Origin of the sequence: Dyella sp., assembly GCF_036568765.1 — a bacterium.
Taxonomy (GTDB): Bacteria; Pseudomonadota; Gammaproteobacteria; order Xanthomonadales; family Rhodanobacteraceae; genus GSA-30.
Genome location: NZ_DATCRY010000078.1, coordinates 1 through 12,339 on the forward strand (window position 1 = coordinate 1; position 12,339 = coordinate 12,339).

The 12,339-nt window shown below is 61.5% G+C and carries 10 protein-coding genes; 2 read left to right on the forward strand and 8 right to left on the reverse strand.

Translation table 11 applies throughout. From position 1 onward, the window contains the following. Positions 1-65: 65 nt before the first annotated feature. A complete protein-coding gene (locus VIM98_RS05870) occupies positions 66-1,292 on the reverse strand; it encodes an FAD-dependent oxidoreductase (RefSeq protein ID WP_331992162.1) in 1,227 nt (408 codons plus the stop codon). Between the two features lie 93 nt (positions 1,293-1,385). Here VIM98_RS05870 and VIM98_RS05875 point away from each other — a divergent pair, with 93 nt between their 5' ends. Next, positions 1,386-1,997, forward strand: a complete 612-nt coding sequence (locus tag VIM98_RS05875; RefSeq protein WP_331992163.1) for an alpha-ketoglutarate-dependent dioxygenase AlkB — start codon at positions 1,386-1,388, stop codon at positions 1,995-1,997. Between the two features lie 3 nt (positions 1,998-2,000). On the opposite strand, the gene VIM98_RS05880 is transcribed toward VIM98_RS05875, so the two are convergent. From VIM98_RS05880 to cysG, 6 genes are all read right to left on the reverse strand, one after another. Next, positions 2,001-3,539 carry a DHA2 family efflux MFS transporter permease subunit gene (locus tag VIM98_RS05880; protein ID WP_331992164.1) on the reverse strand — a complete coding sequence of 513 codons (1,539 nt, stop codon included), beginning with the start codon at positions 3,537-3,539 and terminating at the stop codon, positions 2,001-2,003. A gap of 2 nt (positions 3,540-3,541) precedes the next feature. Further along, on the reverse strand, positions 3,542-4,960 hold the full coding sequence (locus VIM98_RS05885; RefSeq protein WP_331992165.1) for an efflux RND transporter periplasmic adaptor subunit: 1,419 nt from the start codon (positions 4,958-4,960) through the stop codon (positions 3,542-3,544). Then, positions 4,957-6,471 carry an efflux transporter outer membrane subunit gene (locus VIM98_RS05890; RefSeq protein WP_331992166.1) on the reverse strand — a complete coding sequence of 505 codons (1,515 nt, stop codon included), beginning with the start codon at positions 6,469-6,471 and terminating at the stop codon, positions 4,957-4,959. The genes VIM98_RS05885 and VIM98_RS05890 overlap by 4 nt, the downstream gene beginning before the upstream one ends. A gap of 72 nt (positions 6,472-6,543) precedes the next feature. Next, on the reverse strand, positions 6,544-6,879 hold the full coding sequence (locus VIM98_RS05895) for a hypothetical protein (RefSeq protein ID WP_331992167.1): 336 nt from the start codon (positions 6,877-6,879) through the stop codon (positions 6,544-6,546). Between the two features lie 112 nt (positions 6,880-6,991). Then, on the reverse strand, positions 6,992-7,930 hold the full coding sequence (gene cysK, locus VIM98_RS05900; RefSeq protein ID WP_331992168.1) for a cysteine synthase A: 939 nt from the start codon (positions 7,928-7,930) through the stop codon (positions 6,992-6,994). A 30-nt stretch (positions 7,931-7,960) separates the two neighbouring features. Next, positions 7,961-9,409 (reverse strand): siroheme synthase CysG, encoded by a 1,449-nt coding sequence (gene cysG / locus VIM98_RS05905; protein ID WP_331992169.1) that lies wholly within the window; start codon positions 9,407-9,409, stop codon positions 7,961-7,963. 291 nt (positions 9,410-9,700) lie between these two features. Between cysG and VIM98_RS05910 the strand changes: the two genes are divergently transcribed. After that, complete coding sequence (locus tag VIM98_RS05910; RefSeq protein WP_331992170.1) at positions 9,701-10,696, forward strand: LysR substrate-binding domain-containing protein; 996 nt, start codon at positions 9,701-9,703, stop codon at positions 10,694-10,696. 55 nt (positions 10,697-10,751) lie between these two features. On the opposite strand, the gene VIM98_RS05915 is transcribed toward VIM98_RS05910, so the two are convergent. After that, positions 10,752-12,302 carry a hypothetical protein gene (locus VIM98_RS05915; RefSeq protein WP_331992171.1) on the reverse strand — a complete coding sequence of 517 codons (1,551 nt, stop codon included), beginning with the start codon at positions 12,300-12,302 and terminating at the stop codon, positions 10,752-10,754. Between the last annotated feature and the right edge of the window lie 37 nt (positions 12,303-12,339).

Genomic DNA, 12,339 nt, shown 5'->3' on the forward strand with positions numbered 1-12,339 from the left:
CCGCCGTTACCTGTCATGCCGCGCGGTGCACAATAGGCGGCTTTTCAAGGCCTTCCGCCTTTTGCTCAGGGCCACTGCACATGCTCTGGTCGAATGCCCAGCCCGACAGCCCTGGCTGCCAGGCCACGCAGGCTCGGAAACTTGCTCAACAAGCGCAGCGGCAGCGGTGGCTCCAGCTCGGCGTTTGCACCGCTCAGTACCGGATCGAGAATGCGGTTCTGCACACCGACCTGAAAAGCCTGTGTCACTCGCGTCGGAAACATCCGCCGGCGCTGAACCTGCTCCAGATCCTCGTCATCCAGGCTGCTGCTCTGTAACTTGGGCCCCAGCAAATTCGCCGTAGCGACTGCGTCCTGTACTGCCAGATTGACACCCACACCGCCGACGGGCGACATGGCGTGCGCGGCATCGCCGATACATAGCAGCCCCGGCAGGCTCCATTGCTCCAGGCGGTTGACCTGGACTTCCAACAGCTTGACATCGTCCCAACTGCCGATATCGCCGACATGCGCCGTCAGTTCCTCAGCCAGCGACGCCACTTCCCTGCGGAAACTCTCGATCCCTCGTTCGCGTATCCGTGCAGCCGCGCCTTTGGGAATCACATAAGCACATTGCCAGTAATCGCCGCGATCGAGCATGACCATGATCTGTCCGGCCCCGACATGCGTGAACGAATCACTGAAACGTTCCCGGTCCCGCCGGACGCGGAACCACAGCACGTCGATGGCTGCGCCGGTGTCGTGCAGCTTCAGCCCAGCTTCGTCGCGCAGTCGCGAGTGTCGCCCATCGGCCGCCACGGTAAGAGGGGCGCGAATCTCCCGCTCACCGGCGGCATCGCGTACGCGCACACCGGCGACGCGGCCATTATTCCGCAGCAAACCTATCGCTTCCGTCTGCATCTGCAGGTGAAACGTCGGCAGGTGCCGAGCCTGCTCGGCCAGGAAATTGAGAAAATCCCATTGAGGCATAAAGGCGATATAGGGACAACGCACATTCAGGCCGGTGAAATCGGCAACTTCCACCCGATGCCTGCCGAACCAGCCGGCGATCTTTTCCAGCTTCTGGTGTGGCAGGGCCAGGAAGGCATCGAGCAAGCCCAGCTCGTGCATAAGCTCCAATGTCGAGGGATGCACCGTGTCACCGCGGAAATCACGCAGAAAATCCGCATGTTTCTCCAGCACTACGGTCTCCACCCCGCCCCGAGCGAGTAAATAGCCCAGCATCATACCCGCCGGGCCACCGCCGGAAATGCAGCATTGCGCCTGAATGGTGGTATCTGTCGTCGGCTGCATGGGGATTCTCCGGGATTGGTTTTATTGAACCACACCGCATATAAAGTGGAAGTCTAACGAGGTTCGTGCCTCGACCCTCTACCCTTACGACACATGAGCCAATTCTCGCTGTTTGCCTCGCAGGGACGCGGCGAAGCACTTATCGACGACGCTACTGGGCGGGTCGAGTATCTTCCCGACGCCATCGATCCGGCTACGGCAACTGCATGGTTCGATGAGCTGATCGCCAACGTCGACTGGCAAGCCAATCGGCGCTTGATGTACGAGCGCGAGGTCGATGTACCGCGCCTGATGGCTCATGTGTCCACCGCCGATCCCTCCCTTTCTGCCACTCTGCAAAGCGCACTCGAAGTCGTACGGAGACACTACGACGCGCCATTCAACAGCATTGGAATGAACCTTTATCGTGACGGGCGAGACAGTGTCGCGCCGCACAATGACAAGTTGCAGCAGATGGTATCGGGAATGCCCGTCGTGCTGTTGTCGTTGGGTGCAACGCGCGACATGGTCATCCGCGGCAAGCAACCGCCACACCGCCGAATCGTCCTGCCCCTCCAGGCCGGCAGCCTGCTCAGCATGGACTGGACGTGCCAATTCCATTACGACCATGGCATCCCGAAAACAAGCCAGGTCATGGGACCTAGAATCAGCCTCGCCTTCCGTGTACGCCCGGCCGAAGGCACCTGGGGCGCGGGCCGGCCCTAAGGCTCAGTGCCCCGGACCGCCGCTGGCGAACGGCGGCCGCGCGAACCATATCGCCACCATTGCCACACCGAAAATCAAACCGAAACACCAGAACACATCGTTGATAGCCAACGTTCCGGCCTGCATGTCTACAATTCGGTTAAGCGCGGCATAGTCGGAGCTGTTTTGCAGCCCCAACTGCTGGAACCGATCCAGGTATTCGGTCGTCGCCGCCGCACCCCTGCCCGTGTGTTCAGCCAGCACGGCGTGATGATAAATGCTGCGATGGGTATACATCGTGGTGCTTACCGCCGTAGCCACGCTGCTGGCCAGGGTGCGGAAGAAATTGGCCAAGCCGGATGCGCTCGCCACTTCATTGTCCGGCAATCCGGCCAGAATGATTTGATTAACGGGAACGAAGAACAGCGCCACCCCTATGCCCATGACCATGCGTGGCATGGCCAGATGCAGGTACGACGCCTGGGTATCGAACCCCGCCATCCAGAACGAACACGCCGCGAAGATCGCGAAAGCGGTAGTGTTGAGAATGCGTAGATCGAACCTGTTCTGAAAAGCACCGACCAGCGGGGACAACAGTATGGCCGGCAGCCCTATCGGAGCCACGGTGAAACCGGCCCAGGTCGCGTTATAACCCATGACCTCCTGTACCCAGGTGGGCAGCACCACTGTCCCGCCAAAGAAAGCGAACATCCCCAGAGACAGGCAAAACACACCGACGGCGAAATTGCGGCTGCGGAACAGACCGAGATTGACCACGGGATGATCGTGCATCAGTTCCCAAGCCACCAGGAAGGTGAGACACACAACAGCAACGAGCCCGAGCGCCAGGATCATCCTGGAAGAAAACCAGTCATAGTCATTGCCGTTATCCAGCATGAACTGAAGGCAGCCGATGCCGACTGCCAGAAGAAACAGGCCGACGCCATCTACCGGCAATCGGACTGTCTTGCTTTCGCGGTTGCGAAGCAGCATATAGGTGATCAGCAGTGCGAATAGACCTACCGGGATATTGATAAAAAAGATCCAGGACCAATGGTAGTTGTCGGTAATCCAACCGCCGAGTATCGGGCCGAATACCGGCGCGACCACGACCGTCATCGCCCAAAGCGAAAGTGCCAGAGGCCGCCGCGCAGCGGGATAGTTATTGAGCAACAGGGTTTGCGACAACGGAACCATGGGGCCGGATACTGCGCCCTGGAGCAACCGGAACACGATCAGCATGGGCATCGTGGTCGACAGGCCGCACGCGGCGGAGCAGATGATAAAAAGCAGCACGGAAAAACCGAACGTGCGCACCTCGCCGAAGCGCCGCGCCAACCATCCCGTCAAAGGTTGCATGACGGCGCTGGCCATCGAGTAGGCGCTGATCGCCATGGTACCCTCGGTACGCGAAACCCCGAGATTGCCGGCGATGGTATAGACCGACACGTTGACAATGGAAATGTCCAGCACTTCCATAAATGTCGCCAGTGCCACTCCCGCGGTCAAAGCGACCAGCGCCGCGCCACGCAAAGGTTCTTTGGCCGCAATCGCGTTCGCCATGATCAATGGCTGCGTTGCGGCTTGCCATCGGCACGTACGATCGCCGGCAGGCTGACCGTATTGCGGGCAATGATCGCTTCGGCCCTTCGGTCCGCCTCATTGACCTCGCGTTCGTATACGGCCGTACTGGCCAGTGGGTGATTGCGTATCCGTTCCGACAACACGAGGCCATCGCGGTTATGGGTGTCGGCGTTGACGTAGGTAGACAGACCGATACGTAATGGGTGCCTGGTCAACTCCCTGGGGTCTAGGCCGATACGCACGGGTAAGCGCTGGACGACCTTGATCCAATTGCCGGTGGCATTCTCCGCAGGCAACAGCGAGAACGCCGAGCCGGTACCTGCATTCAAGCCCACCACTCGACCATGGTAGATCACCCCCGAATAGATATCAGTGGTGATTTCCACCGGCTGGCCGATGCGAAGGTTCTGCAGCTGCGTTTCTTTGAAATTGGCATCCACCCAAAGATCGGACAGCGGCACGACGGTCAACAAATCTTGTCCGGGTTGCACGCGCTGACCGACCTGCACCTGCCGTCTTGCCGCGTAACCATCGATCGGCGAAACGATAGCATTGCGGTTGTTGTTGATCCATGCGTTACGAAACTGCGCGCGAGCCTGTATCACCGCGGGAAAATCGTGCACATCGGTCCCGTCGACCTGCGCATGCGCCGCAGCTGCTTCGCGTTGCGCTTGTTCCAGCGCCGCGCCAGCCGCCTGCATCTGGCGCTCGGTGGTTTCCGCCTCTTCGGGAGCTACCGCATGCTGCTCGACCAGTGGATGACGGCGTCGATAATTATCCCTCTCAGTTTCGTACTGGGCCCGTCGCTGCGTGACGGCGGCGTCGGCCTGAGCGGCTTGCTGGATGCGCTGCTGTGCCTCGCGCACCGCCTGCGCCAACTGGCCCTCGGCATTCATCAGGCTGACCCGTGCGTCCGCTGGATCCAGACGAAGCAACACCTGACCGGCATGGACGCGCTCGGTTTCTTCGACCGCGATCTCCACCACCGTACCTGGGATACGCGATGAAATCGTGACCATGTCGCCGCGCACATAAGCGTCGTCGGTCGTCTCGCGCTGGCTGAAGACAAAGATGTACAACAACAACCAAATCAATGCCGCCAAAATGAAGACAGCGGCGATGATCGATAGCACGATAATGCGCTTGCGCTTCTGCTTGCGCCGTTCGCCGGGCGATGGTTTCTTTTTATCTCCCCCTTTATCTTGTTTGTCTTCCCTGTCTCCTAAGCTGTCGCGCGACTCTTCCTGGCGCTGACCGTCTTGTGTCTCCTCCTCGTCTTTGCTTTCTTCGCTCTCGGGCGGTGCATCTTGATATTTGCGCAGATACTTGTAGCGGTATCGGTACTCGCGCGGCTCGTCGCTTTCGTTCGACATATCCGGGACATCGCGGCGATCGGTCATGGGATATCGTCCTTTGCCACGGTGGTGGGCGGTATGGAAAGGTTTTCTGCTCGATAACCGCCACCCAGGGCATGGATCAATGAAAGATCGGCTGCCAGCATTTGTCCTTGGAGTTGCAGTTGGCTGTCGTGTTGCTGATCGACCTGAAGCAGGCTGGCCAGGTAAGGACGATCGTCATCGATGCCTTGCCGACGACGCTTATCGGCTCGGGCGGCTAGCTGCTCGCGTGCGGCAAGCTCCCGATCCTGCTGCTGACGTGCGCTATTGAGCTGCTGCAATGACAACACTTGCTGGGCCACATCGTGTGCAGCCTGCACCACAGCACGGTTATATGCGGCCACGGCGTTATCGAGCTGTGCCTGGCTGGCCTCGAGCTGAGCACGCAATCGGCCACCGGAAAAGAGCGGCAACTGCACTGACGGCCCGACGTTGCCGACGGTTGCGCCGATGCGCGTGCCCGACCCCAGGTCCGGATAGATCCGCAGGTAGGCCGCCAATGCGACCAGGCTGACGTCGGGATAGTACGCAGCACGTGCCTGATCGATAGAGCGCGACGCCGCTTCGATCTGCCAGCGTGCCGCCACAATGTCGGGCCGTCGCGCAATCAGCCCAAGCCGGGCATCCGGCGGCGGCTCAGCGTCGGGCTGCGGCAAAGCACGTGGCGAGAGCTCGCCGAGCTTCTGGGGCGAGATGCCTGTCAGGGCAGCAAGCTGCGCGATATCCAGAGCGGCAGCCCCTTCCAGCATCACGGTCGTTCGCCGGAGCTGGGCCAATTGCGCCTGCGCGGTATCGAGCGTTTGCGGATCGTCGAGCCCCGCTCGCACGCGTTTGGCAGCCAGCTCGCTATAAAGGACGGCCGTTCGCTCGGCGTCACGGGCTAAAGCCACACGCGATTGCAACGTCAACCAGTCGACGTAGGTGACAGCCACGTTGTACTGCAATGAATTGGCGACGGTCGCCCGCTCTGCCTTCGCGGCATTCGCCTGGCCGGCCGCTGCCGCAACCGCGGCTTTCTGCTTGCCCCAGATATCTAAGTCCCAACGCAGCAGCGCTCCGGCCACACCCGTGTTGCTCCAGCTACGGCCCGGGTTCACGCTGATGCCCTGGGCCGAGCCCGATGTACCTGGTGCCTGCCCGTGCAGATCGACGTCGCTATAGCCATGCGCGCCATTGAGCAGGCCTTGGACCTGCGGGTTGAGCTGTGCTCGCTGCATGTCGACCGCGCGCAACGCGGCAAGATAGCGTGCCTGAGCCTGCTCGAGGTCCGGCGAATCGCGCATCGCCAGATCGACCAAGCGATCCAGCTGAGCATCGCCGTAGCGCTTCCACCAACCCGGCTGCGGCCAGCCGGCCTTTCCTACCGGCAGGCCCGCCAAGGGTGCTTCATTGCGAGGCACGAACGTTGGAGGCCGCACTGGGGGCGCGCATCCCGTAACGGCGAGCACGGCACATGCGAGCCATGGGTACACCAGCTGCGGCCGCATGAGCGGCGTTCGATAAAAACCTCTCATCGCTTCTCTTCGACGGCGGCAAACACGCAGGGCAAGTCGAGCCCAAACGCGTAGGCCTGCAGGTACGAACTGCTAGCGGCCTTCCTCGTCATCGGGAAGCTCGGTGTCGGACATAGGATGCTTCTGGCCGGGAGCTATGAAGTCGCCATCGCCTGTCGTGCGGCCAGCGACACGATCGTCGTCATCTATCGAGCGCTCTGCATCCGCGACGTGCTCGCGTTGCTTGTCGGCGCTGTTGCCGGGGTCGCTTACTTTTTGCGGACTGGTGCGCTGCTCCACAGGAACGGATTGTCCCGGCACACGTTCCGGCGCATTTTTCGGCTGGCTTGGCGCGGCATTCTTTGCCTTTCCGGTATCGGAAGTGCCAGTGTGCCTCGATGCATGCCTGTCTTGTGTTGGTTTCGTCATGATCGTCGTCTCTCGCTGGGCGTAAAGACGACTTTCGACCACTTCGGGTCGTCATGACGGCAAAAAAGCGTGCAAGCGGCTGCACGAGCCGCTTGCACGCGATCATCACGCGTTAGATCTCGTCGCTGCCCTCGTTCACGCCTTCGAACAGGAAAGTGGACAAATAGCGCTCGCCCGTATCGGGTAGCATGGCAAGCAGCACAGAACCTTCCGGCGCGTCCTCGGCAGCCTGCAGTGCCGCGGCCACAGTGGCACCCGAGGACAAGCCAACGAAAATGCCTTCTTCCTTCGCCAGGCGTCGAGCCGTATCGCGCGCCAACACATCGTCTACCGGCAGGACGGTATCGGCGACGCCGCGATTGAGCACTTTCGGAACGAAATCAGGCGTCCAGCCCTGTATCTTGTGCGGCTGCCACTCCTTGCCGCTCAGCAGCGCCGCACCGGCCGGCTCGCTCGCCACGATGCGCACTTCCGGTCTTGCGACCTTCAACACTTCACCCACACCCGTCAGCGTGCCGCCGGTTCCCCAGCCGGTGACAAAGTAATCGAGCCGCCGCCCGGCGAAATCGCGCAGGATTTCCGCCGCCGTGGTCTGGCGGTGATAGGCGGGATTGGCAGGATTCTCAAATTGCCTCGCGAGAAACCAGCCGCGTTCGGCGGCAAGCTCGGCGGCCTTGCGAACCATGCCCGAGCCGCGCTCGGCCGCCGGCGTAAGGACTACCTTGCCACCATAGGCGCGGATCAACTTGCGCCGCTCGATCGAGAAAGTCTCCGTCATGATGGCGACAAAGGGATAGCCGCGCGCCGCGCAGACCGCGGCGAGCGCCACACCGGTATTGCCCGAGGTCGCCTCGATCACCGTCTGTCCGGGCTTGAGCGCCCCGCTCTTTTCGGCGTCGAGAATGATGGCCAGCGCAAGGCGATCCTTGACGGAGCCGGCTGGATTGAATGCCTCGACCTTGGCATAGAGTTCGACATGCTTTGGCGCTACGCGATGCAGCTTGACGACGGGAGTGAATCCGATCGTATCGACGATGCTTTCGTAGATCATGGTGGGTTCTTCTGTCGGAGAATGGGGTATTCAGGCCTGAGCCGCCAACGATATTACCGGCGCGGGAGGGCAAAGCGATGCTTCATCGGTACCAAGCGGCGGCGCGCCGAACCATGCCAGGCTGCCAGCCAAGGCCGCCACTTCGCCGATGATCGCCAACGCCGGGGAGCGTACGGCATGCGCGTGAGCCAGCGTATCGAGCTGGTCCAGCCGGCCGGTCACCACACGTTGCCCCATGCGCGAGCCGTTTTCCACTAGCGCAAAAGGCGTATGACCCGCGCGCCCATGCTCGATCAGCCGCGCCTGCAATTGCCCGAGCTCGCTTACGCCCATGTAAACGGCCAGTGTTTCGCGTTCGCGCGCCCAGGCCTGCCAATCGGGCGAACCGCCCGATACCTGGCCATGGGCAGTAACCAGACGCACTGTGGAAGCATGCTCTCGATGGGTCAGTGGCACGCCGGCATAAGCGGCGCAGGCCAGAGCCGCGGTGATACCCGGCACCACTCGATAGGCAATGCCGTGCGCACGCAGGAACTCCAGTTCTTCGCCGCCGCGCCCGAATACGAACGGATCTCCGCCCTTGAGGCGGACCACATGCTTGCCCTCCCGGGCATAGCGCAGCATCAATGCATGAATCGCCTCTTGCGTCGCATGATGATTGCCCGCCTCCTTGCCCACAGCGACACGTTCGGCATCGCGACGTGCCAACGCAAGCACCTCTTCGCTGACCAGGCGGTCGTGGAGAATGACATCCGCCTCATTGAGCGCGCGCAAGCCATGCAACGTCAACAGGCCGGGGTCGCCCGGACCGGCGCCGACGAGAACCACAACGCCTGCTGCGGCTGGCTGCTTGCTTGCCATCGCGTCCCGCACACACTGCGCCGCCTCGGCGTCGCGACCGGCGCGCAGCCGATCCAAGAGGGGGCCACGAAGCAGGCGCTCGTAGAATCGCCGCCGCGCGCCCGGCTCGCGGTAACGCGCCGCGATCGCGCCGCGCATATGCCCCAACAGGGCCGCCAGGGGCCCCCAACTGTGATCCAGCCAGCTTTCCAGGCGCTCGCGCAGCAAGCGCGACACCATCGGTGCCGCGCCACCACTGGAAATAGCCACCGTGACGGGGCCGCGATCGATCACGGCGGGTACATGAAATTGCGACAGCTCAGCATCGTCCACAACGTTGACAAACACACGCCGCCGCTCGCCCAGCTCGGCAATGCGCGCGTTCAACGCACGATCGGCCGTCGCGGCAATAATGAGCCATGCGTCCTGAGCCTGCCCCTCCTCGAACCCGCCGCGATGCACGGCAATACGTCCGGCCTCCGCCAGTGCGGCCAGGCCATCGTTGAGCACCGGCGCGACGACGCGCACGCGGGCATGGGCCTCCAGCAGTGCCATCGCCTTGCGTTCGGCGACGCCACCGCCGCCTACTACCAGCACGGTGCGGCCACGCAGATCGGCAAATATGGGATAGAGCTTCATGAAACCTGGGCCTTCACGCTTCCATCGTATGAAGCTACAGACCGCCAGCCGCTATACGGAAATGATTTGTGACGGAAGCCATATATCCGGGCGTTATGAAACACGCCAAAAAATTTGACGATTCCATTAAATGGATGTATAGACGTCTGTTCATGATCCCCACCCTCATTCTCGCCGCCGCCCTTCCCTCCGGTTCGCGCCAGCAAGCCGGGCAGCGCAGCGCCTGGCGATGTATGGGTTCACGCTCACGCCGTGCCCCCATGACATTCCTTCCGCCGCGAGTCGCCTCTTATGACCCTCACCCAACTTCGCTTTCTGGTCGCCATCGCCGACGCCGGACTTAACATCACCCTTGCGGCCGAGCGCGTGCATGCCACTCAGCCCGGCCTGAGCAAGCAACTCAAGCAGCTTGAAGACGAACTGGGCTTCCAGTTATTTACCCGCAAGGGCAAGAGCCTGGAAGCCATCACGCATGCCGGCGGCCATGTCCTGGAGCGTGCGCGCGTCATCCTGGCCGAGGCTGCCAATATCCGCTCCATCGCCGCCAACCTGCGCAACGAAGCGCGCGGCGATTTGCGTATCGCCACGACGCATACACAGGCTCGTTTCGTGTTGACCGAGGCTATCGCTGCGCTCAACCGCGTGTATCCGCAGGTTGGCGTACATTTGCAGCCCGGGCGCGAAAGCGATGCGCTGGCCCTGCTCGATGGCGGTGAGGTCGATATGGCGATCGTCAGCACCTCAGGCGCGCCGCCCGCCACCGGCATCGCTCTGCCTGCTTATCGCTGGAATCGGGTGGTGCTGGCGCCGCGAGCGCATGCGCTGGCCGCCCTACGCCGGGAATTGACCCTCGACGATCTGGCCGCAGAGTCCCTGATCAGCTATGACTCCTCGCAAAAACCGGAATCCTCGCTGCGCCGCGCCTTCGATGCCGCCGGTCTGCATCCGCAAATCGCCATCACTGCAGGCGATGCCGATTTGATCAAGGCTTATGTGCGCGCCGGGCTGGGTATCGGGATCCTCGCCGAAATGGCTGTGCTGCCGCACGATACGGACGATCTGCGTGCATTGGCTGCCGATCATTTGTTTGCGCGTTGCACGACGTGGATTGTCTTGCGCCGTGAAAGCGTATTGCGCGAATACGTGCTGGAATTTATCGAGCGCTTTGCACCGCAGCTGGATCGCCGCGACATTACGCGCGCGCTGGCCACAGGTGCGCACCTGGGCGAAGGTGCGGCCGTACCGCACTGGCGCGAGCGGCCGGTGGAGGCGGATGCCGCTATCTGAAGGCTTCTTCCCGAAGGGCGCCCCCCTTTATCCCAACGACATCCCGTGTCTCTTGTTACTTGCGCACCGTGATACCGCCGCCCTGACCTGAACCGGGTCCGGGGCCCGGCCCTGGGCCCTGGTTGGTTTTGAAATAGCCGAAAAGGTTGGGAGTGCCCTTCGCGGCTTTCTTGTTTTCCTCTTGCTTTCTATAACCCGACGAACGCTTGTCGGGCGTACCGTCTTTCTTGGTCTTGAGCGAGGTACCTTGCGGCTTGGGCCGCACCGGTGCCGGCGTAATCACGGGGAATGTCGGCGAGGGCGGCCCCTGCAGGTTTGAAAAAGATCGGGAGACGGGCGACGAAGGCGGCGATGAGTCATCGCCGGACCAGCCATGGCGCGGACTGGACGGCGGCGTATTTCGTACAGGGGAGCTATGCCTCGATACATCCTGCTGTCTCGGGACGAGCTTGGGCTTCTTTTTCTCCGGCCCCGAGTCCAGACGCGGCGAAGTGGGAGCTTGAGGCTGCTGGACAGGTGTAGAGGGCGCCGAGTCCTGGCTGCCGGAACTCGAGGCGCGTTTCCTTTTTCGATCGCTGGAATCGTTAAGAGACGGAGGGGTAAACGCGCCCGGCGGCGTGGCCAAAGCCTGGAACGATCCTGGTGTCAGAGGCGGCAATTGCAGCGAGGGAGTCGTTGAAGTCGTGGTGTTCGTCACAAGGGGAGCCGGCAACTGCGCCGGCGCGCTCTGCCTGGGCGCAACCTGGGCGAATGCGTTTGCAATAGATCCACGCCCGACCAGGCTCGATCGGCTGGAATTAAATCCGCCCTCGCGGATTTTTCCGCTTTTGCTGAAACCGTCTGCGGTCTGGTACGCAGAGGAGAGCTTGAGGTTCCCTTTTTTGCGATGGATGAATTGCAGCGAATCGAAATGGAATTGATCGCCATGAGAGCCATGCTCCACCCGGAAATATTCCAGCGCCTCACGCTTTGAAAGCCCTGATGTGTTCACATCGACAAGCAAACGCCTTTCGTGAGTCGGCGTCACCGTCGTACGACGGTGGAATTCCCCCTGGAAGTACTTGTCGGCTCCGCCGTAAGTACCTTCGAAGAGATTCTTCAATGACTGGCTCGGCGCATCGTAGCCATATCTTTTTGCCACTTTGAGCTCGATACCGATAGGCCTGTCGCTACTGGGCTTTTTGACTACCAGATCGGGAAATGTCGTATCAACGAAATTGCCCTGGTGAGCGCGCTGCTCCTGTCCCGTCAGCTGGCCTTGTCTATAACCCGGCTCAATCGCAAAGGAGCGTTTCCGGCTTTTCGGGTCTACCAGGCCACCGTACCGATCGACGACGTTCCTCTGTCCATGTGCACGATCGATTTGCAGGAATTGATAGCCTGCAGCATCCAGCGCCTTGGCGGCGAAACGATAAACGTGCGGATCCCGTTCGGCGTAGTTTTTTTCAGCCTGAAATTGCGGCTGTTTGGCCCACCAGTCCAGCGACAGTTCCAGGCGATTGGGCAGCGCGCTGTTTTGTTGCCGCTGCGCTTTGCCCAGTTCGCCCCATGTGCGCTCCTGCGCCGAACCACCAGATTTCGCCTTACCCGCTTTTTTTCTTTCCATTGCCTGTCTCTTCTAACCGGCCCATAGTCATCGCATG